This window comes from Streptomyces similanensis (genome assembly GCF_039543625.1).
Classification (GTDB): domain Bacteria; phylum Actinomycetota; class Actinomycetes; order Streptomycetales; family Streptomycetaceae; genus Streptomyces; species Streptomyces similanensis.
This window is the reverse complement of the sequence record NZ_BAABKC010000015.1, coordinates 1-21,895: the sequence shown is the minus strand read 5'-3', so window position 1 is coordinate 21,895 and position 21,895 is coordinate 1. Positions and strand designations below refer to the sequence as shown.

General features: G+C 74.8%; 18 protein-coding genes. 7 read left to right on the top strand and 11 right to left on the bottom strand.

Annotated elements, in window-relative coordinates; all coding sequences use genetic code 11:
• A partial coding sequence (locus ABEB07_RS06255) for a macro domain-containing protein (protein ID WP_345667380.1) occupies positions 1–704 on the top strand: 704 nt, incomplete at its 5' end.
• Here the strand turns inward: ABEB07_RS06255 and ABEB07_RS06250 are convergent.
• On the bottom strand, positions 679–1,356 hold the full coding sequence (locus ABEB07_RS06250) for a 4Fe-4S cluster-binding domain-containing protein (RefSeq protein WP_345667378.1): 678 nt from the start codon (positions 1,354–1,356) through the stop codon (positions 679–681). The genes ABEB07_RS06255 and ABEB07_RS06250 overlap by 26 nt on opposite strands.
• A 238-nt stretch (positions 1,357–1,594) precedes the next feature.
• Here ABEB07_RS06250 and ABEB07_RS06245 point away from each other — a divergent pair, with 238 nt between their 5' ends.
• Genes ABEB07_RS06245 through ABEB07_RS06235 form a run of 3 tightly spaced genes read left to right on the top strand, consistent with a single transcriptional unit; the run spans position 1,595 to position 4,755 of the window.
• The gene (locus ABEB07_RS06245; protein WP_345667377.1) at positions 1,595–2,278 is read left to right on the top strand and encodes a hypothetical protein; all 684 of its coding nucleotides are present in this window, start codon (positions 1,595–1,597) and stop codon (positions 2,276–2,278) included.
• 58 nt (positions 2,279–2,336) lie between these two features.
• Positions 2,337–3,119: a hypothetical protein gene (locus ABEB07_RS06240; protein WP_345667376.1), complete on the top strand. Its 783-nt coding sequence runs from the start codon at positions 2,337–2,339 to the stop codon at positions 3,117–3,119.
• On the top strand, positions 3,094–4,755 hold the full coding sequence (locus ABEB07_RS06235) for a hypothetical protein (protein ID WP_345667375.1): 1,662 nt from the start codon (positions 3,094–3,096) through the stop codon (positions 4,753–4,755). Before ABEB07_RS06240 ends, ABEB07_RS06235 begins: the two co-directional genes overlap by 26 nt.
• An 84-nt stretch (positions 4,756–4,839) precedes the next feature.
• Here ABEB07_RS06235 and ABEB07_RS06230 read toward each other — a convergent pair whose 3' ends face one another.
• The 3 genes from ABEB07_RS06230 to ABEB07_RS06220 are packed head-to-tail and all read right to left on the bottom strand — an operon-like array spanning position 4,840 to position 9,826.
• Entirely contained in the window at positions 4,840–5,493 is a 654-nt protein-coding gene (locus tag ABEB07_RS06230; RefSeq protein ID WP_176151112.1) for an RES family NAD+ phosphorylase, read from the bottom strand.
• Positions 5,493–6,161: a hypothetical protein gene (locus ABEB07_RS06225; RefSeq protein WP_345667373.1), complete on the bottom strand. Its 669-nt coding sequence runs from the start codon at positions 6,159–6,161 to the stop codon at positions 5,493–5,495. Before ABEB07_RS06225 ends, ABEB07_RS06230 begins: the two co-directional genes overlap by 1 nt.
• The gene (locus tag ABEB07_RS06220; RefSeq protein ID WP_345667372.1) at positions 6,158–9,826 is read right to left on the bottom strand and encodes a CHAT domain-containing protein; all 3,669 of its coding nucleotides are present in this window, start codon (positions 9,824–9,826) and stop codon (positions 6,158–6,160) included. The genes ABEB07_RS06225 and ABEB07_RS06220 overlap by 4 nt, the downstream gene beginning before the upstream one ends.
• Positions 9,827–10,160: 334 nt before the next feature.
• Between ABEB07_RS06220 and ABEB07_RS06215 the strand changes: the two genes are divergently transcribed.
• On the top strand, positions 10,161–10,475 hold the full coding sequence (locus ABEB07_RS06215) for a hypothetical protein (RefSeq protein WP_345667371.1): 315 nt from the start codon (positions 10,161–10,163) through the stop codon (positions 10,473–10,475).
• Positions 10,472–11,128: a hypothetical protein gene (locus tag ABEB07_RS06210; protein WP_345667370.1), complete on the top strand. Its 657-nt coding sequence runs from the start codon at positions 10,472–10,474 to the stop codon at positions 11,126–11,128. Before ABEB07_RS06215 ends, ABEB07_RS06210 begins: the two co-directional genes overlap by 4 nt.
• 16 nt (positions 11,129–11,144) lie before the next feature.
• Here the strand turns inward: ABEB07_RS06210 and ABEB07_RS06205 are convergent, their stop codons facing one another.
• The 7 genes from ABEB07_RS06205 to ABEB07_RS06175 all read right to left on the bottom strand — a co-directional run bounded on the left by ABEB07_RS06205 (position 11,145) and on the right by ABEB07_RS06175 (position 20,034).
• Entirely contained in the window at positions 11,145–12,671 is a 1,527-nt protein-coding gene (locus tag ABEB07_RS06205) for an NCS1 family nucleobase:cation symporter-1 (RefSeq protein WP_345667369.1), read from the bottom strand.
• A 29-nt stretch (positions 12,672–12,700) separates the two neighbouring features.
• Positions 12,701–13,723 carry a TIGR03842 family LLM class F420-dependent oxidoreductase gene (locus tag ABEB07_RS06200; RefSeq protein WP_345667368.1) on the bottom strand — a complete coding sequence of 341 codons (1,023 nt, stop codon included), beginning with the start codon at positions 13,721–13,723 and terminating at the stop codon, positions 12,701–12,703.
• 11 nt (positions 13,724–13,734) lie between these two features.
• Positions 13,735–15,138, bottom strand: coding sequence for a dihydropyrimidinase (hydA, locus tag ABEB07_RS06195; protein WP_345667367.1), 1,404 nt, complete (start codon positions 15,136–15,138; stop codon positions 13,735–13,737).
• A gap of 56 nt (positions 15,139–15,194) precedes the next feature.
• Positions 15,195–16,037: a nitrilase-related carbon-nitrogen hydrolase gene (locus tag ABEB07_RS06190; RefSeq protein ID WP_176151105.1), complete on the bottom strand. Its 843-nt coding sequence runs from the start codon at positions 16,035–16,037 to the stop codon at positions 15,195–15,197.
• Positions 16,038–16,196: 159 nt separating this feature from the next.
• On the bottom strand, positions 16,197–17,858 hold the full coding sequence (locus ABEB07_RS06185) for a PucR family transcriptional regulator (protein ID WP_345667366.1): 1,662 nt from the start codon (positions 17,856–17,858) through the stop codon (positions 16,197–16,199).
• A 53-nt stretch (positions 17,859–17,911) separates the two neighbouring features.
• A complete protein-coding gene (locus tag ABEB07_RS06180; RefSeq protein ID WP_345667365.1) occupies positions 17,912–19,195 on the bottom strand; it encodes an aspartate aminotransferase family protein in 1,284 nt (427 codons plus the stop codon).
• Entirely contained in the window at positions 19,192–20,034 is an 843-nt protein-coding gene (locus ABEB07_RS06175) for a nitrilase-related carbon-nitrogen hydrolase (RefSeq protein WP_345667364.1), read from the bottom strand. The genes ABEB07_RS06180 and ABEB07_RS06175 overlap by 4 nt, the downstream gene beginning before the upstream one ends.
• Positions 20,035–20,988: 954 nt before the next feature.
• Here ABEB07_RS06175 and ABEB07_RS06170 point away from each other — a divergent pair.
• Positions 20,989–21,816, top strand: coding sequence for an HAD family hydrolase (locus tag ABEB07_RS06170; protein ID WP_345667363.1), 828 nt, complete (start codon positions 20,989–20,991; stop codon positions 21,814–21,816).
• Positions 21,817–21,895 lie beyond the last annotated feature (79 nt).

Below are 21,895 nucleotides of genomic sequence, written 5' to 3'. Positions count from 1 at the left end.
CGGCCCCGCCGACGCACGCCGTGCGGGCCGGCGCCCGGGTGCCGCCCCCGCGCCCCCGGTTCCCCGGCGCCCGACCGGGCGCGGGCGCCGCGCCGGGCCGGATCACCGTGCGGGTCTGCCCGATCGAACGGGTGCGGGACGTGGACATCCTCGTCTCCTCGGAGAACACGTACCTGGAGATGTCCAAGACCTTCCGCTCCACGGTGTCCGGGGCGCTGCGCCGGGCGGCGGCCGTCCGGGACGCGGCGGGCGAGGTCGTGGACGACGTGCTCTCGCGTGAACTGCGGGTGTGGCAGCGCACGCACGGCCGGGCCGGCCTGCCCGTGCGGCCGGGCACGGTCGTCGCCACCTCCTCCGGCGCCCTGGCCGCGCAGGGGGTGCGGCGCATCCACCACGCGGCGATCGCCACCCCGGAGGGCGACGGCGACCACTACCACGTGACGCCCGCCGTCCTGCCGGAGGCCGTCCGTGCCTCCTTCGAACTGGCCCGCCGCGAGCGGGACTTCCTGTCCCTGCCGATGTCCTCGATCTGCTTCCCGCTGCTGGGCGCCGGCAGCGGCGGACTGCCCGCCGAGACCGCGGCGCGCGCGCTGCTGGGCGCCGTCGAGGAGGAACTGCGCCGCGACCCGGCCTGGTCGGTGCTGCTGGTGACGCTCAAGGAGAGCCGCGCCCGGTTGCTCATGGCCGCCAGCTCCGCTCCGTGAGCCCCACGCCCGCGGCCCTGAGCCGCCGTTCCAGCTCGGCCAGTTCGCCGCGCAGCGGCACCCCGTAGATCCGCAGCGCGCCGTCCGCCCCGGTGGCCGCCTGGAGGCGCCGGTCCCCCGACTCCCGTGCCAGGTAGGGGGCGTAGCGGGCGGCGCCGCGCGGGGTCAGCGGGATCAGCCGCTGGTTGGCCGAGCCGCGCCACAGCAGCCGGGTGGGCTCGGCGACGCGGAACCGGCCGGTGATCACGGCGTCCGCGCGGGCCAGCGCCGTACGCCGCTCGGCGGTCAACTCCCCCGGTTCGTAGCCCGTGTACACCAGCAGGTCCACGGGGCGGGGCCCGGCGCTCCCCTCGTGGCGCCGGGCCCCGTCCCGCAGGCGTGCCGCGCCGGCCAGCAGCGCGGCGAGCGCCGCGGGCTGCTGGAGCGGCTCGCCGCCGCTGACCGTGAGGCCCTCGGCCCCGCCGGCGAGCGCCTCCTTCCAGCGCGCCAGCACGTCGCCGACCATGGTGGACGTGCCCGCCCCGGGGTCCCAGGTGTGCCGGGACATACAGCCGGCACACCCCAGCGAACAGCCCTGGAACCACACGCCGAGCCGCTGTCCCGGGCCAAGGGTCGACACCGGGTAGTGCGTCCCGTCGAGACGAATTTCCACGGCCTTACCTCCTCGCGCCGCTTCGGAGTATCCAGTGCGCCGAGGGCCGTCCGCAATTGCCCGAAGACGCCCGCCCGGTTCCACGCCGGGCGGGATCCGGTTGTTTTCCGGAACTCCCCCGGGAATGATCAATTCCGCCGAACTCGACGCCTCACGAAGCGGTTTTCCGTCCGCTACTCTCTCCCCCATCGCGGTGGCTCCCACCCGGACGAACCGCGAGGAATGGGGGCGCTCAGAAATGATCAACATCGGCCCATTAGGAGACCGGGCCCGAAGGCTGCGGACGAACCGCCTCTCCTCGGCGCGCGCCCGGCTGCACGGCCGGCGCGACGCCGCCGGGCTCAGGGAACTCCTGGCCGAAGCGGTCGCCGCGGGAACCCTCCCGGACGACGCCCTGCCGCCCTATGTGCTGGGCCTGCGCGCCCAGGTCCGGCGCAGCACGGCGCGGCTGCGCTCGCGCACCCTCGCCGCGCACCGCGCCCTGCACGTGCGCATCCAGGCCGAGTCGGTGCGGGTGGTGACCCAGTACACCGTGCGCCGGGAGCCCGCGCCGGCCGCGCTGGCCCGGTTCGGGCAGATGGTCGGCCAGTGGCGTTCGGCCGCCTCGGTCTGCCGGGAGCAGGCCCAGCAGATCGCCTTCGAGTCCAACCAGTTGCTCGCCTGCTACTGGGACGAGGTGTGGGCGGGCGTCCGGCAGGACGGCGGCGTGGACGGGGTCCGGCCCGCCGGTTTCCTGCCCGGGCACGTGACGCTGGACGACACCTGGGACCGGATGGACGACGGGCTGGTCAGCGACCGCTGGTACGGCCCGCGGCCGGCGGCCGCCGGCCCGGACCCGTCGGCGGTCGCGCAGGCCCTGCACATCCTCGACCACCAGTCGGCGCGCGGCGGTCCGCGCCCGCCCGCGGCGGCGACGCCGTGAACAGCGTCCACCGGGGATGACCGCTCCCCGTCTCGCAGGAAGGCCAAGGAACGTCATCGTGCATCACTCGGCCAGGGCCGCCCGCCGGCCCACCACGACCGGCCGCCGGTCCTCCGTGCGCGCCGCCCGCCGGCTCGCCGCCGTCGTCCCGCTGATGTGCGCGCTCGCCGCGCTCACCTCGTGCAGCAAGCAGGAGGAAGCCCTCACCACCCCTTGCGGGCTGGTCATAGACGGCTCCGGGTCGGGCGCCGCGAAAGGCGGGTTCGACGCGGAGGCCAAGCTGAAGGACAGCCTCATCGGCTTCCTGGACGACCAGAAGTGCGGAACCCTCGACTACGCCCCCATCACCCGTTCCTCGCGCAGTTCGACCTGCCGGGAGGACCAGGTGGACCTCGATCCGCCGCACGGGGCGACCACGGACCAGAAGACCCAGCGCGCGAACGCCCGGCAGGCCGCGGCCGGCGCGGCGCTCGACGAACTGGCCTGCGCCCGCAAGGACGGCGGTTCGGACGTGTGGGGGGCGCTGGCCCGGATCGGGGAGGCCGTGCCCTCCGGCGGCCCGGTGCCCAAGCTGCTCGTCGTGAGCGACTTCGACCAGGCCGACCCCGAGTTCGTCCTGTCCCGCAAGGACATCTCGACCAAGGCGCGGCGCGCCGGGGTCATCGACTCGCTCGTCAAGGCCCGGGGCCTGCCCGGCATCAAGGGGATGGACGTCTTCCCCGTCGGGCTCGGCATGCAGTTCCGGGCGAACCCCAGCAAGGCCGACGACTTCGAGGCCTTCTGGACGGAGGCCATCGAGGGGAGGGCCGAGGCACATGTCGACAACGAGTACAAGCGCTGAGGAACCTCGGCGACGGCGGCGGCCGGCCCGCCGGCTGCCGTTCATCGGCGGGACCGCCCGGCAGGGCGACCCCGCCCGGCGCACGCCGGCGCGTGGCGCGGTAAGCCGACGCGGGCGGGTACGCGGTCCGCTCGTCCTCGACGACCGGGCCGGGCTCGCCCTGCTGCGGACCGCCCGCAAGCGGGGCGGGCGCGCCGCCAGGCGCGGCGCACTCGATCCGTGGGTGCTGGGCAGCGGCGACCGGGTGCCGTACTTCGCGGAGCTGGCCTCGGTGCGCAACGCCCACGTGCACCGCGTCGAGGAGGAGCTGAGCGGCGCCGAGGAGGCGGCGCGCCTGGCCGACGCGCAGACCGCGTCGGAGGTGACGGCGGGCCGGACCGAGATCACCGTCCTCACCGAGCGGATCCGCGAGGCCCAGCAGGAGGTCACGACGGCCCGGGGCCAGCTCGACCTGCTCGCGGTGCGGTCCGCGCGCTGGCTGCGCTTCAGGGACAGTCTGCGCGAACAGGTGGAGGAGCGCTGGCTGCGCGCCCGCTTCCCGGACGCCGCGCAGCCGCCCGCCGCTCCCCCGCCGCCCGCAGGCGCGGGCGAGCCGGGCGCGGCAGGGCCGGACGGCCCGGGTGACGGGTCCGGGCCGGACGCCGTCAAGGCCCCGCGCGCGGAACCGGAGGGCGACGACTGGCAGACGGTGCGGCTGACCGGCGCCGCGCCGGAGGGCGGGGGCACGCCGCCCGTGGGCCTGGACGAACTGCACCGCGCCGCGCGCGCCGGTGTGCGCGACCAGCCCTCGGCGCACGCCTGGGAGGGGTTGCAGACCCGGCCCGGACTGCCCCGGTGGATGACCTGGGCCCTGCTGCTGGTCATCATGGCCGTCGAGATGCCCGTCTACTGGGTCGCCTACCAGCCCTTCCACGGCGTCGGCAGCACCGGCGGCGACCTCATGTCCGGCACCCTGGCGGTCTCCACCGCCGTCGTCATGCTGATCCTGCCGCACCTGGCCGGGCTCATGCTGCGCTGGCGCTCGGCCACCGGATCGCCGCGCCGCGGATGGCTGCCCTCGCTGTCGCTGCTGGGCGTGTGGGGCTTCCTGACCTGGCTGCTGGGCTCGCTGCGCGCCAAGTTCGTGACCCAGCACGACACTCCGGCGCCCGCGACGGGCGGCACGGGCGGTTTCCGCGGCCTGGGCGGCACGGCGGCCGACACCAGCACGCTGGTGGACCGGCTGCACCTGACGACACAGACGGTGACCTGGCTGTTCTGCGCGCTGCTGCTGCTCTCCGGCGGGGTCGGGTTCCTGCTCGGCCTGTTCCGGGAGCACCCGTTCCTGGACGCCTACCGCACGGCGCTGGAGAACCGTACGGGGCTGCTGCGGCGGCGCGCGGAGACGGTGGCCGCCGCCGAGGCCGCGCAGGCCCGGCAGAGCACGGCGCAGGCCCGGCAGGAGGACCGCCGGGAGGCCGCCGACGCGCGGATCGCCGCCACCCGCCAGATCTACGAGGCCGCCGCCCACGCCTATCTCGACGGGGTGATGGGGGCGGCCAAGGACCCGGCCGTCACCGAGTCCGCGATGCGGCTCTCGCAGAACTGGCCGCTGCTCCCGTCGGCGGCCCGCCGCGAGTCGGTCCGCGAACGCTGAGCGGCGCGCCCCGCCGCTACGCCCGCGCCCCGCCGCCCCGGTCCGTCGCGACGGACCGGGGCGGCGGTGTGCGGGCCCGTGCGGTCAGTCCCGCGGAGCGGAGACGACCGCGCGCAGCGGGGCCAGGAGGCGGTTGACCTCGCGTACGTCGTCCGGCGACGCCAGCCGCAGGTGCTCCTCCGGCCGGCCGGTGAGGGGCCGGGCCGGGCAGCGGTCGCCGAACAGCTGGAGCGCCGGGCGCGGGCGGCAGCGCTTGGAGGTCCACCACAACCCCTGGACGCCGGCGCCGCGTTCGCGGATCACCCGCACCCAGTACCGGGTGCCGGCGTACTCCTCGGTGTCGATCAGCCAGTCGTCCTGCCAGACGGCGGCCAGCCCCTCTGCGGTCGTGAGGTCGACCAGGGTGAGGTCCTCGGTGGTGCGCACCGCGGAGAGGGCGTAGCGGGACGCCTGCGCCCAGGGGATCTGGCGCACCGCGCCCCGGTCGCTGAACTCGACCGAGCGCAGCAGCACTTCGGACAGCGCGGTGACCGGGTCCAGGGCGGCGTAGAGATAGGGGTAGGGGTCCTTCTCGGTGGGGTCGAAGCGGCTGCCCTTGAAGAACTCGTGCGCGACGCTCGGGTTGAACGCGCCGGGCTCGTACCGCTCCTCGTGGCAGCGCCACAGCAGGGTGTCCGCGGGCACGGTGGTGAGCAGCGGCGTCATCACCGCTTCGCGGGGCGGGAGTTGGCCGACCATCAGAGTGCCCCCACGAGTTCGGCGGCGGCGCGTTCGAGCTGGTCGTCCGGCAGGGCGCCGAGGAGTTCGGCGGGGACGCCGCCGAGCCACCGGTTGCCGCCCAGCCACCAGTCGGCGGCGCCCCACGGGTCGCGGTCGGCGCGCAGCAGCGCGTTGATCCGGCGGACGACCGGCAGCGGTTCGGCGGTGCCGGTGCGGAACTGGAACCGGGGGTAGCGGACGGTGCGGTCGGCGGCGCGGAGTCCGATCAGGCCGGCCGCGTCGCCCTGGCCGCCGGGCAGCGCGGCGCGCTCCGCCTCGGTGAGGGCGGGCGCGGCCAGGAGCCGCAGGCGTGCGGTGCGCAGCAGGTCGCCGGGATCGGGTGGCGGGGCGCCGAGTACGTCGAGCACCGCGTCGATCGTGGCCGGCGAGGGCAGCTCGCGGGCGCCGGCGGCGTAGCGGTGGCCGCCGAGCGCGGCGCAGACGGGGTGCTCGGGCGGCAGCGCGGACAGGGTGCGGCGCAGCCGGCGTACGGCGCGGGCGACGCCGGGCGGGTCGTCGGCGGCGGCCCGCTCCCGCATCTGGGCGAGTACGTCGGCGAGTTGGCGCAGTTCGTCGTCGTCGAGTCCGGTGGCGACCGTGGTCCAGTGCCGGTGCAGGAGCTGGAGGAGTTCCTCCGACGTCGTCACGGGCGTTCTCCTTCCTGGGGCCGGGCGGAGCGCGCCGCCGGTGCGGGGTTGCCCTGGTGGACGAAGGCGGCCCAGGCGTGGGGCCGGTCGCGCAGTTCCTCGCCGAGGCCGCGGCCGGTGAGATGGGCCAGGCCCCGCACGGCCGGGCGGTCGCCGGGCGGGGTGAGCATCCAGCGCTGGGCGGCGCGCAGCGCGTCCGGCGGGGCCAGTCCGCGGGCGAGCGCGTCGTGCAGGACGAGCATGAGGATCTCGGAGAGCCGGTCGTCGACCTGCCACCGGGAGCCGACGGCGTCGGCGGCGAGCCGGTGCACCATGACGGAGGTGACGGTGAGCGCCTCGTCGTGGTCGCGGGTGGTGAGGTCGGTCTCGCAGCCGCCGCAGACGACCAGCGGGCCGGCCGACCGGAAGGCGTCGCCCTCGGCGGGCGTCTCCAGCAGGGTGCTCAGGGTGAGGTCCGCGCCGTCGTTCCCGTCGGGCGCGGCGAGTTTGAGCGCCGAGCCGGCCGGGTCGGGGCCGGCCAGTCCGTGGCAGGCGAGGTGCACCAGGGAGGCGGGGGCGGCGGCCCGGCCGCCGAGGAGGGCGAGGACGGTCTCGGGGGTGGCCGGGTGTTCGTCGGGGCGATGGACGACGGCTCCCGGGTAGTACACGTCGGCGAGGGTGTCGACCTCCTCCTCGGCCCAGGCCAGGTCGTCGTACCCGTGGAAGACGAGGGCCGGCCGGTCGGCGGGGTCCATCCGCCGGCGGGCGGCGGCGCGCAGGAACTCCCGGCCGCAGGCGGCGTGCGTGAGGACGGTGATCTCGCAGGCCCGTACCGTGCGGGGCACGTGGTGGCGGGCGGGCGGGGTGAGGACGGCGGCCTGCCACGGCACCACGCCCAGCTCGCCGCACGGCACCAGGATCAGCCGCACCGCGGCGGCGCTCCCGGTCCCGGCCGGGCCCGCGACGAGTCCGGCCTCGGTCAGCGCGCGCCCCCACACCCCGAGGTGGTCCAGTACGGGGGCGAGGACGGCGCCGGCCCACTCGCACATGCGGTCCAGGGCCTGGAGCCAGCGCCGTTCGGCGCGCTGGACCTCCCGCTCGTTCACGTCGGGACCGTCGGGGTCGTCGGCGGCGGCGGCCAGGCGCTGGCGGTGGGCGCCGGCCGCCAGGTAGTCCGTGACGGGGGCGCGCCCGGCGGGGGTGAGCGCGGCCAGCGGCAGCGCGTGGACGGGGCCGTCCGGGGCAAGCACGAGGACGGCGCCGTCCTGCTCGTCCACACCGGGCACCAGGTGCACGAGCGCGTCCGCGCCCGTCTCCCGCAGCCCGGCCCGCAGCGCGGCCGCGGACCCGGACGCCGGCCGCGTGTCGTCGGCGCCGTCCCGGCCGCGCAGCAGCTCAAGCGAGCGGCGGCGCAGCCCGCCGGGCACGTCGAGGGTGCCCGCGCTCAGGTCGGTCAGCAGCTCCAGCGGGGAGCCGGACCGGGCGCGGGCCAGTCGCTCCAGCGGGGAGGCGGCGGTGCGGGACGGGGTCGCGGTGCCGCGCCAGCGCTCGGCGAGTTCGCGCTCGCCGAGGTCCGCCAGGCGGTCGGCGACGCCCGCGGAGACGGCGGCCGCGCCCAGGACCAGCGAGCGGCCCGCCTCCAGCGCCTCGACCGCCTCCTCCAGCAGACCGGCCCGCACCGCCCAGAACGCGGCCCTGCGGCCCCGGTCGGCGGCGGCGCGCGCGATGCGCAGGCCGTGGCCGACGCCCTGCTGGAGCAGGACGTCGTCGGCGGCGAGCCGCAGGGAGGTGCGGGCGAGGGCGACGGCGGCCCGCAGGTCGCCGTCGCCCTCGGGGGTGCCGGGGCGGACGGCGGCGCGCTCGGCGCGCAGCGCGGCCAGGTCCCAGCGCAGGTCGGCGCCGCCCGGCACCCCGTCGGGCAGCTCGGTCACGGCCTGTTCCAGCTCCGCGACCGCCTCGTCCAGCGGGGCGGGGTCGCGGGTGAGCGTGTACTGGGTGTGCAGGGCGATGGCCGCCGCGCTGCGCACCCGGGAGCGGAAGTCGGAGGTGAAGCCGGGGCTTTCGAGCGCGGTCCGGGTGCGCCGCACCCCTTCGGCGATGCGCCCCGGGTCGTTCTCGGCGATCGCGGTCAGGGTGATCAGCGGGGCCCAGGAGGCGTCGAGGAGGGCGCGCATCGCGGGCATGTCGACCGGGGAGTCCACGGCCTGCTGGAAGTGGTGCACCGCCGCGCGCAGCCGGTCGGTCATCTCCTCCCGCGATCCGGCGAGTCTGGCGGTGCCCAGGCAGGCGGCGCCGAGCAGGAAGCCGACGAGGACGTGGATCCAGTCCTCGGCGTCGTCGTAGGCGTCGTCCAGTTCCAGTTCGCACAGCGCCTCGACGACGTCCTCGACCGCCTCGCCGTCCTCGTCGTCCAGGGCGGACATCAGCCGGAAGTTGAGGCGCAGGGCCGCTCCGCACAGGCGGAGGCTGACGGCGCTGGTCCCGCTCGCCGCCGCGTCGTCCCAGCGCTGCGCCTCCAGCAGCAGCCAGGCGGTCTCCTGGTCCTGGAGGCTGCCGCCGGTGAGACTGGCGCCGAGGAGCACGCCGGGCACGATGGCGCGCAGCCATTCGTCGTAGAAGGCGGCGTCCAGCTCGCCGTCGGCGTAGGCGTCGCGCATCAGCCCGAGTGCCGTGCGGAAGCCTTCCATGTCGCCGGTGCGCACGGCGAGGGCGAAGTGGAGGAGCGCGGCGATCAGCCTAGACCGCCCGGACGCCGGACCCGTTTCCCCGGTGCCCGTCAGCCGGGCGATCAGCTCGGCCAGGTCCTCCTCGGCGAGCGTCCCCGGCGCCATCGCCTCGGTCAGGGCGAGGAGTTGGTTCTGGGACTCCGCGATCTGCGCCCAGTCGGACTCGGTGAGCGGCTCGGCGGCGAGGCGCGCGCCGGCGGTCCGCAGGTCGGAGGGTCCCGCGTCGCCGGCCGGTCGCGCGGAGGCGTCCTCGAGGAGGCCGAACGCGGCGGGCAGCACGGCGCGCAGCGACGGCGGCAGGGTGAAGCCGGGGGTGGAGTCGATGAGTTGCCGGCCCCTGCGGGCGAGCACGTCGGTGTCGCCGTCGAGCGCCGCGCCGATCACCTCGTCGAAGTCGCGCAGGTAGCGGCGCGCCTCGGGGGGCAGGTCCGGGCGGTCGCGTTCCAGCAGCAGCCGTACGAGCCGGAGGCTGTCCTCCAGCATGCCGGAGCCGCCCTGTGCGGCGGGCACCCCGACGGCGAACGCGTTCATCATCCGCTGGAGGGACCACTGTTCCTGGGATCCGCCGGAGAACTCGCGGTGCAGCCGGAACAGCCGCGAGCCGAGCATCGCCCCGAGGGCCCGGTCCGCGGCCGTCCGTTCCTCCTCGGCCAGCAGCTCGCAGGCGCGGGCCGTCTCCAGCAGCTGCGACGCCCGTTCCCGGTCGTCCGGTTGGGCCGTCAGCGCGAAGCGCAGCGCGAGACACCGGCCGAGCCGGGCCGCCACCAGCGCGGCGGTCGTGCCGTCCCGGGTCCCGGGCGACTCGGCGTGCAGGGCGTCGAGTTGTCCGGTGAGCGCGTCGAGCCGGTCGCCGCGCACGCCCTCGTACGCGTCGGCGTCGACCGGTACGGACAGTTCGGCCGTGGCCGCGAGGGCGGCGGCGAGGCGCTCGGTCTGCGGTACGGCTCCGGCTTCGGTCATGGGGCATCCCCTCCCGTCGCCATGGTGCCCGCTGAGGCGTTCCGGCGACCGCGCGTCGCGTGCCTCTTCGGCATCCTGCCCAACGACGCCCGGTGTTCGGACGGTTTCCGCCCGATACGCGGCGGCCGCGGGGCCGGCCGGTCGCCCGGGCGGTCGAGTTCCGGGCGCGGCCGCCGCGGCGATGGCGTCCGCGGCGGCGACTGGGCATGCTGGGGGCCTGGTGGAGACCGTACGTCCCGGACCGGCGGCCGTACCCCGTGAGGACGGCCCGGCGGCGGACCCGTCGGCCGGAGCGGCCGTCCGGGGCCGGTGCCCGGAAGGAGGAGCCGCGGTGGTGAACCCCGCACCCGCGTCCGGCGCCGCGGTGCCGTATCTGGAGACGACCCGGCGCGAGTACGCGCAGCGCTACACGGCCGGTCTCACGGTGGAGGCCGCCGACGACGGGGTGGCCGTGCTGCACGGCGCGTGCCCCCGGTGCGGCTGTGCCTTCGGCTACACGCACACCGACCGCGTCTTCCGCTCGCCGCGCCGCCGGCCGCGCCCCGCGCACGTCCCGGTGCTGTGCGAGTGCGACGGCGAGCATCCCGGCCGGCCCCCGGAGGAGAAGGGGTGCGGCGCCTACTGGAACGTCGTCGTGGAGCGGCGGTGACCGCCCGGTGGCGGGTGCGGCCGGGGCCGCCGGGGACGCCCGCCGACCGGGCGGCCGGGCGGCTGACCCGGCGGCTGCTGGCCGGTGAGCTGGCCCGGGCGCGGGAGGCCGCGCTCGCCTGGCGCAACGGGCTCGCCGCCCTGTTCGTCGGGCTGCTCGGCTTCGGCCTGGTCAAGGGCCGTACCGACGTGAGCAAGCTGGCCCCGCCCTACGACGCCGTGGTGGGCGTGATCCTGCTGCTGTGCCTGGTGTTCGGCACGCTCGGGGCGCTGCTGCTGCTCCGGGCGGCGCACGGGGCGCCCACCGGGGTCCGGCTGCCCACCGGGGTGCCGGCCGCGGCCGCCGCGCTGCACCTCGGCGACCACATGGAGACCCGCCGCACGGTGCGGGCCCTCACCCGGGGGGTGGCGCTGACCATCGCCTGCGGCGCGATGCTCGTCGCGGGCGTGGCGCTGACCTGGTACGGGCCGGAGAAGGAGGGGCCGCGGGTGCTGGTGCGCACCCCGGCGGGGCAGGTGTGCGGGAAGCCGGTGCGCACGGCCGCCGGGCGGCTGCTCGTCGAGACGGACGCCGGCCGGGTCGAGGTGCGGCTCGCGGAGGCCACGGCGCTGACCGCCGTGGACTCCTGCCCGGGTGCGTCCTTCGGACCGTGAGCGGCCCGGCGGCCGGTCAGGCCGGGCGGCGGTCCCGGCCGGCGGTGAGGGTCAGGGCCAGGTACAGCAGCAGTGAGGTGCCGAGGCCCACCGCCCAGCCGTAGTCGGCGAGCGGTTCGAGGGGCGGGATCGGGCGGCCGTCGATCAGCGGGTGGAAGTCCGCGCCGCCGACGGCGAGGACGCCGCCCGCCGCGAACGCCGCCACCGCCCGCCAGTTCCAGCCGCCCGTGTACCAGTAGCGTCCGCCGGGCCGGTACAGGTCGGCCAGGTCGAGCCGGGTGCGCCGGACGATCCAGTAGTCGGCGACGAGGATGCCGGCCACCGTGCCGAGCAGTCCGCCGACCAGGCCGAGCCAGGTGAAGATGTAGCCCTGCGGGTCGGAGTAGAGCTTCCACGGGCGGATCAGCACGGCGAGCACGGCGGTGATCAGCGCCCCGGTGCGGAAACTCACCGTGCGCGGGGCGATGTTGGAGAAGTCGAAGGCCGGGGAGACCAGGTTGGCGGCGATGTTCACCGACAGGGTCGCCACCAGCACCGTCACCAGCGCGTACAGCAGTCCGACGACGTTGTCCGTCTTGGCCGCCAACTGCACCGGGTCCCAAATCGGTTGGCCGTAGACGGCCTGCGAGCCGGAGGTGACCAGCACGGACAGGAAGGCGAACAGGGTCATCGTCGTGGGCAGGCCGAGCGCCTGGCCGCGGGTCTGGGCCCGCTGGCTGCGGCCGTAGCGGGTGAAGTCGGGGATGTTCAGCGACAGGGTGGACCAGAAGCCGATCATGCCCATCAGGGACGGGGCGAACAGCTTCCAGAAGTCCGCTCCCCAGCCCAGCTTCGACGGCTGGTCGAACAGCGGTCCGAGGCCCCCGGCCTTGTCGCTCATCCAGTACAACATCACGAACGCGCCGACCAGCACGAAGGGCGCCGCCCAGTTCTCGAACCGGCGGACGGTCTCCATGCCCCGGTGGATGATCGCCACTTGGAGCACCCAGAAGAGCGCGAACGACAGCCACATCGTCCAGGCGTACCCGCCGAAGTCGGCGGCCTTCGCCCAGCGGTCGCCGATCAGCTTCCCGGCCAGGAGGTAGATCGCCTCGCCGCCGATCCAGGTCTGGATGCCGAACCAGCCGCACGCCACCAACGCCCGTACGAGAGCGGGCAGGTTGGCCCCGCGCACTCCGAAGGAGGCGCGGGCGAAGACCGGGAAGGGGATGCCGTACTTGGGCCCGGCGTGCCCGGTGAGCAGCATCGGGGCGAGCACGATCAGATTGGCCAGGGCGATGGTGAACACCGCCTGTTTCCAGTCCATGCCGACGGCGATCAGTCCGGAGGCCAGCGTCCAGGAGGCCGTGTTGTGGGCCATGCCGACCCACAGCGCCGAGAAGTTGTACGTCGTCCAGGTCCGCCGCTCGACGGGGACCGGCAGCAGGTCCGCGTTGGCGTAGGGGCCGCTGGGCGGTTCGGTGCCCGGGGCGATCTCCACCCGCCCGTCGGCGGAGGTGACCTGGCCGGACGGCGGTATGCCCGGGGGCGCGGTGTCGGTCATGGGCAGCCCAATCGGATCGGGACGGTGGTTCAGGAGTTGACGACGGGGATGACCTTCCGGCCGTACGCGTCGATCACGGCTTCGCGTGCGTCGTGCATGGCGTACACGGCGAACTGGTCCACACCCAGCTCGCGCAGCGCGGTCAGCTTCTCGATGTGCGCCTCGACCGGTCCGATCAGGCAGAACCGGTCGACGATCTCGTCGGGCACGAACCGGGTGTCCGGGTTGCCGCTGCGCCCGTGGTGGGCGTAGTCGTAGCCCTGGCGGGCCTTGACGTACTCGGTCAGTTCCTCGGGGACGGCGGCGGAGTGCTCGCCGTAGCGGGCGACGAGGTCGGCGACGTGGTTGCCGACCATTCCGCCGAACCAGCGGCACTGTTCCCGGGCGTGGGCCAGCGCCTCGGGCGAGTCGTCGGCGGTGACGTAGGCGGGTGCGGCGACGCACACCGTCACCTCGGCCGGGTCCCGTCCGGCCCGCGCCGCGGCGTCCTTGACCGCCTTCACCATGTACTCGGTGAGGTAGAGGTCGGCGAGCTGGAGGATGAACCCGTCGGCCTCCTCGCCGGTCATCTTCAGCGCCTTGGGCCCGTACGCGGCCATCCAGACGGGGAGTTCGGCGCCCGGCCGCACCCAGGGGAACTTCACCACGGCGCCGCCGCCGAGGTCGGCCTCCTCGCCGCGGCCGAGCGCCCGGACGACCTTCATGGCCTCGCTGATCCGGGCCAGCGTGTTGGGCTTGCGGCCGGCCACGCGCATCGCGGAGTCGCCGCGGCCGATGCCGCACACCGTGCGGTTGCCGAACATGTCGTTGAGGGTGGCGAAGGTGGAGGCGGTCACCTCCCAGGTGCGGGTGCCCGGATTGGTGACCATGGGCCCGACCTTCAGGTGTTCGGTGCGGGCGAGGATCTGACTGTAAATGACGAAGGGTTCCTGCCACAGCACGGCGGAGTCGAAGGTCCAGCCGTAGGTGAAGCCGTTGTGCTCGGCGCGCCGCATCAGCTCCACGACGCGCGAGGCCGGCGGGTCGGTCTGCAGGACGAGTCCGAAGTCCATGGGCGGCGCTCCTAGTCGAGGTACTGGCAGGCGGCGCGGGGGGTGTAGACGCCGTGGCCGGCGCGTCCGGTGTACTCCCGCTCGGTGACGACGGCCTCGCCGCGCGAGAGCACGGTCTCCACCCGGCCGGTGATCCGCCGGCCCTCGTACGCCGAGTAGTCGACGTTCATGTGGTGGGTCTCGGCGGAGAGGACCTGTTCGGCGTGCGGGTCGTAGATCACCACGTCGGCGTCGGCGCCGGGCGCGATGGTGCCCTTCTTCGGGTAGAGGCCGAACATCCGGGCCGGGGTGGCGCAGGCGATCTCGATCCAGCGGCGGCGCGAGATGCGGCCGTCCACGACGGCCTGGTGGAGCAGGTCCATTCGGTTCTCCACCCCCGGCAGCCCGTTGGGGATCTTGGAGAAGTCGCCCCGGCCCAGTTCTTTCTGGCCGCTGAAGCAGAAGGGGCAGTGGTCGGTGGAGACCACCTGGAGGTCGTTGGTGCGCAGGCCCTGCCACAGGGCCGCCTGGTGGTCCCGGGGGCGCAGGGGCGTGCTGCACACGTATTTCGCGCCCTCGAAGCCGGGCTCGGCGAGGTTGTCGGTGGACAGGAACAGGTACTGCGGGCAGGTCTCGCCGAAGACGGGCAGTCCCTCGTCGCGCGCCCGGGCCAGTTCGGCGACCGCCTCGCGGGCCGAGACGTGCACGACGTACAGCGGCGCGCCCGCCACCTGGGCGAGCCGGATCGCCCGGTGGGTGGCCTCGGCCTCCAGCAGGGCCTTGCGGACCTCGCCGTGGTGGCGGGGGTCGGTCTCGCCGCGGGCGAGGGCCTGTCCGACCAGGACGTCGATGGCGATGCCGTTCTCGGCGTGCATCATGATCAGCCCGCCGTTGCCCGCGGCCTGCTGCATGGCGCGCAGGATCTGCCCGTCGTCGCTGTAGAAGACGCCCGGGTAGGCCATGAACTGCTTGAACGAGGTCACCCCCTCCTCCACCAGGAGGTCCATCTCCTTCAGCGTCTCCTCGGTGACATCGGAGACGATCATGTGGAAGCCGTAGTCGATCGCGCAGTTGCCCTCGGCCTTGGCGTGCCAGGCGTCCAGGCCCTCGCGCAGGGCGCCGCCCCTGGACTGGACGGCGAAGTCCACGATGGTGGTCGTGCCGCCCCAGGCGGCGGCGCGGGTGCCGGTCTCGAAGGTGTCGGAGGCGTAGGTGCCGCCGAACGGCATCTCCATGTGGGTGTGACCGTCCACGCCGCCCGGGATCACGTATTTCCCGGTGGCGTCGATGGTCTGTTCGGCGGTGAGGGTCTCGGCGGCCGGGGTGCCGGTGGCGGCGAGGGCGGCGATACGGCCGTCCTCGATGAGGACGTCGGCGTGGATCTCGTCGGATGCGGTGATGACGAGACCGCCGCGGATGAGGGTACGGCGGCTCATGGGGGCCTCTCGTTCGGTCGTCGGCTGGGGTGGTCCGGGGCCAGGGCGCCCGGCGGTTACGGCGCCGTCAGCGGGCCGTACGCGCCCGGGGCGCGGTCGCGGTAGAACTGCCAGCGGTCGCGGACCTCCCGCAGCTTGGCGAGGTCGAGGTCGCGGACGACCAGCTCGCTCTCCTTGTCGCTCGCCACCTCGCCGACGAACTGCGCCTCGGGGTCGACGAAGTACGACGTGCCGTAGAAGTCGTTGTCTCCTAGGTCCTCCACGCCGACCCGGTTGATCGCGCCGACGAAGTACTCGTTGGCGACGGCGGCGGCCGGCTGCTCCAGCTGCCACAGGTAGCCGGACAGGCCGCGGCTGGTGGCCGAGGGGTTGAAGACGATCTCCGCACCGGCCAGGCCCAGCGCCCGCCAGCCCTCGGGGAAGTGGCGGTCGTAGCAGATGTAGACGCCGACCCTGCCGACGGCGGTGTCAAAGACGGGCCAGCCGCTGTTGCCGGGACGGAAGTAGAACTTCTCCCAGAAGCCGCGCACTTGGGGGATGTGGGTCTTGCGGTACTTGCCGAGGTAGCTGCCGTCGGCGTCGATGACGGCGGCGGTGTTGTAGAGGACGCCGGGCTGCTCCTCCTCGTACATCGGCAGGACGAGGACGATGCCCAGTTCGCGCGCGAGGGCCTGGAAGCGCTGGGTGATCGGGCCGTCGGGGATCTGCTCGGCGTACTCGTAGAAGGCGGGGTCCTGCACCTGGCAGAAGTACGGTCCGTAGAACAGCTCCTGGAAGCAGAGGACTTGAGCGCCCTGGGCGGCGGCGTCGCGGACCGCCTGCTCGTGGCGGCGGATCATGGACTCCTTGTCGCCGGTCCAGGCGGTCTGGAAGACGGCGGCTCGGATCACTCGGCTCATCGGGACCTCCGCTGCTCGATCGGTGTGCGTTGAGCGTAGGGACACCACGGGGGCCGGTTCGAGGTGCACGGTGTCACGTCCGCCGGGGTGCGGCGTGGCACCGTGTCATCGTGGCCCCGTCCCCTGTGTCGCCGCTGTTTCGCCAGGTGGTCGCGGGTTTCACTGCTGTTGCGCGTCGTGTGCGAGGAGGGCTATGTGCACGGAGGCGGCCTGCTCGAAGTCGTCGAGGTCCACGCCGAGCCGGCCCTGTATGGCCTCCAGGCGGCGGTAGAGCGCGGGCCGGGAGACGTGGTGGAGCCGGGCGGTGCGGGACTTGTTGCGGCCGGTGGCGAGATACGTGCGCAGGACGTCCAGCAGGTCCTGGCCCGCGTCGCACAGCAGTCCGTCCAGCTCGCGTTCGGCGAAGGACTGCACGTGCGGGTTCTCGCGCAGCAGCCGGATCAGGCCGCGCAGATGGACGTCGCGCAGGCGGACGACGGCCGGCAGGCAGCGGGCGGCGGAGCCGGCGACGGCGTCGGCGACGTGCCGGGCCTCGCGCAGTCCGGCGGGCACGTCGTCCCAGGCGGTGCGGGCGCCCGCCGCGGCGACCACGGTGCCGGCCGCGCCCGGCGCCTCGCGCAGCCGGGTGGCGAAGTGTTCGGCGAGGGCGTCGGCGTCCTGGTCGCGGGCGAGGCTGAGCAGGACGGCGACGACGCCCCCGGCGAGTTCGGCGACCAGCCCGGTCAGGCCCAACAGGCGCAGCAGCCGGTCGAGTTCGGCGGGGTCGGCGTCGTGGACGGCCAGCGGCACGAACGTCCGCCGGTTGACCGGCAGTCCGGCCGCCCGGGCCCGGGGCAGGAGCTGGCGGGCGGGTACGGCGCCGCCGGCCAGGTCGGTGAGCAGGCTCAGCGCGGACTGCTCCTCCCAGGTGCGGCCGGCCGCGCCGCCGAGCATGCGGTGCAGGACGAGGGCTTCGGCGGCGCGGTCGGCGAGCAGCCGTCCGGTGGCGGTGTCGCCGCGGTGGCCGCACAGCACCAGCCGGCCCCACCGCTCGCCGCGCCCGCCGAGCTCGGCGCGGATCCAGCCGTCGCCCTCGCCGCCTCCCCCCGCGCCCGAACGGCCTGGGCCGGGCCCCCACGCCTGCCGGGCGATGCGCTCCCAGTCGCGGAGCACGTCGTCCACCGCGGGCCGCTCCCCCGCGGTGGCCAGGACGCGGTGGGCGAGGTTGGTGACGACGACCGGGCAGGCGGTGTGCTGGGCGATCTCGTCCAGCAGCGCCTGGAGCGGGGCGCCGGCGGTGATGAGGGCGGTGAGCGCGGTGCGTACCGCCTCCGACAGGCTGACGGCGGCGTACTTGCGGCGCACCAGCCGGGACTGCACCTCCTCGGTCAGCTCCGCGAAGGGGAACGGGCGGTGCAGCACCACCAGGGGCAGCCCGCAGCGTTCGGCGGCCCGGCGCATCACCTCCGGCGGGGCGGGGAAGGCCCGGCCGAGTCCGAGGACGACGGCCGCGGCCTCGGCCCGGTGCAGGGAGCGGATGTACTCGGCCTGCTTCTCCTCGTCGCCGGCCAGCAGCACGCCGGTGGTGAGCACCATCTCGCCGCCGCTGAGCATCACGCCGACGTCGGCCGCCTCGGCGACGTGCACCCAGCGCACCGGCTGATCGAGCCGGCCGGCGCCGGCCACCACCTCGGGCTCCCCGGCGAGCACCCGCTCCAGGGCGAGCACCTGCCGCACGGACAGGGCGGGTTCGGGCGGTCGCCGGGCGGCGGGTCGCGGGGCGGCGAGTTGCGGGGCGGCGGGTCGCTGGGCGGTCAGGGGGCGGTCCGAGGAGATGGTCATGGCGACGTCCCCCTTTTTCTGCCGGCTCGCGCCGGGTGCTCGGTGCGGGTGCCTCAGTACGCGGCGCGCAGGGCGTTCTCCAGGACGGCGGCGCCCTCCTCCGCCTCCGCGACGGTCAGGGAGAGCGGCGGGGCGATGCGCAGGGCGCTGGTGTTGTGGCCGCCGCCCTTGCCGATGAGCAGGCCGCCCTCGCGGGCCGCCTCCAGCACGGCGGCGGCCGCCTTCGGGTCGGCCTCGTCGGTGCCCGGCCGGGCGAGTTCGACGCCGATCATCAGTCCCCGCCCGCGCACCTCGCGCACCCCGGGCAGTCCGGCGGCCACCGCGCGCAGCCGTTCGATGAGCAGGCCGCCGACCCGGCGGGCGTTGCCCTGAAGGTCGTGCTCCAGGAGGTAGTTGAGGTTGGCGAGGCCGGCCGCCATGGTGATCTGGGTGCCGCCGAAGGTGGAGATGCTGTTGGCGTCCAGGCAGTTCATGATCTCGGCGCCGGCGACGACCCCGCCGATGGACATCCCGTTGCCGATGCCCTTGGCGAAGGTGAGGAGGTCGGGCGGGCCGCTGCGGCCGTGCGCCTGCCAGCCCCAGAAGTGCTCGCCGGTGCGGCCCCAGCCGGTCTGCACCTCGTCGGCGATCCACAGGATGCCGTGCTCGCGCAGCACGTCGCGGAAGGCGGCGTACAGGCCGTCGGGCGGCGAGGTGAAGCCGCCGACGCCCTGGACGGGTTCGGCGATGAGCGCGGCGGGCGGGCGGGTGTGGCCGAGGAGGTCCTTGAGGTCCTCGACGCAGGCCACGATGAAGGCGGCGTCGTCGAGGTGGGCGAAGGGGCCGCGGGTGCGGACGCCGCCGTGGACGTACAGGGTCTGGAGCGGGGAGAGCGAACTCGGGGACCAGGAGCGGTTGCCGGTGATGCCGACCGTGCTGAACGAACGCCCGTGGTAGCTGTTGCGCATGGCCAGCACGGTGTTGCTGCGCCGGTACGCCGTCGCCAGCAGCAGGGCGGTGTCGTTGGCCTCGGTGCCGGAGGTGGTGAAGAACACCCGCGCGTCCGGGATGCCGCTCAACTGGGCGATGCGCTCGGCGAGTTCCACCATCGGCCGGTTGAGGTAGAGGGTGGAGGAGTGGATGATCCGGCCGGCCTGCTCGCTGACCGCCTTGGTGACCTCGGGCAGCGCGTGCGCGGTCATGGTGGTGAGGATGCCGCCGAAGAAGTCGAGGTAGCGGCGGCCCGCGCTGTCCCAGACGTGGCGGCCCTCGCCGTGGGTGATCTCGATCGGGTCCTCGTAGTACAGCGCGAGCCAGTCGGGCAGGACGGCACGGTGGCGGTCGTAGAGGTCGTTCACGGGTGCACCAGCCCTTCGTAGGCGTCGGGACGGCGGTCGCGGTAGAAGGCCCACTGCTGCCGCACCGCTTCGATGAGGTCGAAGTCGAGGTCGCGGACGAGGAGTTCCTCCGCGGTGTCGCTCGCGAGGTCCCCGACGAACTGGCCGCAGGGGTCGGCGAAGTAACTCGTCCCGTAGAAGTCGTTGTCGCCGTACTCCTCACGGCCGACGCGGTTGATCGCGGCGACGAAGTACTCGTTGGCGACGGCCGCGGCCGGCTGCTCCAGCCGCCACAGGTGGGAGGAGAGGCCGCGGTGGGTGGCGGAGGGGTTGTAGACCAGCTGGGCGCCCCCCAGGCCGAGCTGCCGCCAGCCCTCGGGGAAGTGGCGGTCGTAGCAGATGGAGACGCCGACCCTGCCGACGGCGGTGTCGAAGACGGGCCAGCCGAGGTTGCCCGGCCTGAAGTAGTACTTCTCCCAGAAGCCCTTGAGCTGCGGGATGTGGTGCTTGCGGTACTTGCCGAGGTAGCCGCCGTCGGCGTCGATCACGGCGGCGGTGTTGTAGTAGAAGCCGGGCTGCTCGACCTCGAAGACCGGGACGACGATCACCATGCCGGTCTCGCGGGCGAGGTCCCGCATCCGGCGGACGGTCGGCCCGTCCGGCACGGGCTCGGCCCAGCGGTAGTGCTCGGGCTCCTGGACTTGGCAGAAGTACGGCGCGTTGAAGACCTCCTGGAACCCGATGATCCTCGCGCCCCGCCGGGCGGCCTCGCGGGCGTGCCGCTCGTGCTTGGCGACCATGGACTCGGTGTCGCCGGTCCAGGTGGCCTGGACCAGGGCCGCGCGGACGACGTTGGCCATGAGCTGCTCCTTCGACGCACGTCAGAGCCTCTACGCCCGTAGAACGGGCCTAGAGGCACGAACGTAAGCCTCCCGGGCGGCCTTGCCAAGACCAACGCCGTGAACCCGCGAAGTCGATCGTGTTTCACACTCCGGTGGGTTAGTCGGGGGCGTGGGGTGGCGGGACGGGGCGGGCGGGCACGCCAGGGGCGCGTACCGCGCCGCCGTGGCGACCCCGTACCGCCGCGCACGAGCCGGGTTCGGCCGTGCACGCCGCGCACGGCGTCGGCCGGACCGCGCGCCCGGCGCACCGGGGCGTCACCGCGGCACACCTCCCGTGCGGAGCGGCCTCCGGTCGCGCACCGCCCCACGCACCCGCGCGGAACGCCTCGCCCACGCCTCACGCCCTGCACGTCCCCCCGCGCGCCGGAGGCGCACGACGGGCCGACGCCTCAGGCCCCGCCCGCCCGGCAGGGCGGGGCAGGGCGCCGGACCGAGAGGGGGATCGAGCGGCGAGGCGGGCGGCGCCGCACCCGCGACCCCGGCCGAGCCCACCACGCGGTGCCGCGCCGACGGCCGGACTCGCCAGGCGGGGCAAGGCTGTCGTACGGCCGGGCGCACCGCGTGGGCCGGGGCTGGCGCCCCGTCGGCCGGGCGGCTCGCCGCGCCGTACGCGCGGGCCGCCGGCCCCAGGACGCGCCGGGCGGGGTCACCCACACGTGCGTATTGCGCTGGCAAACGTCCTTCGCGCGCTAAGCGGAGCGTACCGTTCATGGTGTTTACGGTTCCGAATGCGTGCAGGAACACCGCAGTCGACTGCGTGTGACCACCGTGTCCGGCAACCGGGCCTCTTCGCCTGCGGATTCCCACTTCCCCGAAGTGAAGGACCCCTCAGCAGGCGTACCTTCGCACCTGACCGGCGGACCCAGTCGGCCTTCCCGGCGGTTCCGCCCCGCGCGAGAACGGCAACAGCACATGACCAAACCCCCCACGCTGGACCCGGATTGGACCCCCGAAGCAGTCGTCTTCGACTGCGACGGCACCCTGGTGGACTCCGAGCAGCACTGGCAGCGCGCCCGTGCGATCGTGCTGCGCGCTTTCGGCCACGCTCCCGACGACGCGTTCGCCGAGCGCGCCAAGGGCCTGCACTACGAGGACTGCGGCGCCCTCATGGCCGAACTCGTCGGCGAGCCGGACCACGCCGAGGAGATGACCCGGCAACTGCTGAACACCTTCCGCACCCTCGTCGCCCGCGAGCCGGTGAGCACCCGCGGCGCACGGGAGCTGGTGCGGGCGCTGGAGCGGGTCGCGCCGCTGGCCGTCGCCAGCAACTGCCCCGAGGACGTGGTCCGGTCCTCCCTGGAGTCGGTGAACTTACGCCGGCACTTCCGGCACATCGTCGTACCGGACGACCGGATCCGGCCCAAACCGCACCCCGACACCTACGCGGAGGCCGCGCGGCGGCTCGGCGTGCCCGGCGGCAGAGCCCTCGCCGTCGAGGACTCGGTCAACGGGATGAAGGCCGCGCTCGCTGCGGGACTGCGGGTCATCGGGGTGGGCCCCCGCCCCGACCCGGAGGCTGCGGCCCTCGCCGACCTGTGGGTGGACTCCCTCGACGACCCGACCCTGATGGCCTGGGCGGAGAGCCGTCCCCGGGCCGGACGGCCGGAACCCGACCGCCCCGCGGCCGCACCCAGCAGGACGACCGCCCCGCCCGCATCAGGTGATCCGACCGACCCGGCCGACGCGAAGGTCCCCAGGCCGGGCGGCCCCGCCAGCCAGGACTCCGCGTCCGCCTCCTGACGGCCCCGTCCCGGCGACCGCCCGCGCGCGGCCGCCACGGCCCGCGGCCGCCACGCCGGGGGCGCCCCCGCTCCGGGGC

Coding starts and splice junctions, on each gene's coding strand:
- ABEB07_RS06245 (WP_345667377.1), top strand. CDS start 1,595: ATGATCAACATCGGCCCATTAGGAGACCGGGCCCGAAGGCTGCGGACG.
- ABEB07_RS06235 (WP_345667375.1), top strand. CDS start 3,094: ATGTCGACAACGAGTACAAGCGCTGAGGAACCTCGGCGACGGCGGCGG.
- ABEB07_RS06230 (WP_176151112.1), bottom strand. CDS start 5,493: ATGGTCGGCCAACTCCCGCCCCGCGAAGCGGTGATGACGCCGCTGCTC.
- ABEB07_RS06220 (WP_345667372.1), bottom strand. CDS start 9,826: ATGACCGAAGCCGGAGCCGTACCGCAGACCGAGCGCCTCGCCGCCGCC.
- ABEB07_RS06205 (WP_345667369.1), bottom strand. CDS start 12,671: ATGACCGACACCGCGCCCCCGGGCATACCGCCGTCCGGCCAGGTCACC.
- ABEB07_RS06200 (WP_345667368.1), bottom strand. CDS start 13,723: ATGGACTTCGGACTCGTCCTGCAGACCGACCCGCCGGCCTCGCGCGTC.
- hydA (WP_345667367.1), bottom strand. CDS start 15,138: ATGAGCCGCCGTACCCTCATCCGCGGCGGTCTCGTCATCACCGCATCC.
- ABEB07_RS06190 (WP_176151105.1), bottom strand. CDS start 16,037: ATGAGCCGAGTGATCCGAGCCGCCGTCTTCCAGACCGCCTGGACCGGC.
- ABEB07_RS06185 (WP_345667366.1), bottom strand. CDS start 17,858: ATGACCATCTCCTCGGACCGCCCCCTGACCGCCCAGCGACCCGCCGCC.
- ABEB07_RS06175 (WP_345667364.1), bottom strand. CDS start 20,034: ATGGCCAACGTCGTCCGCGCGGCCCTGGTCCAGGCCACCTGGACCGGC.
- ABEB07_RS06170 (WP_345667363.1), top strand. CDS start 20,989: ATGACCAAACCCCCCACGCTGGACCCGGATTGGACCCCCGAAGCAGTC.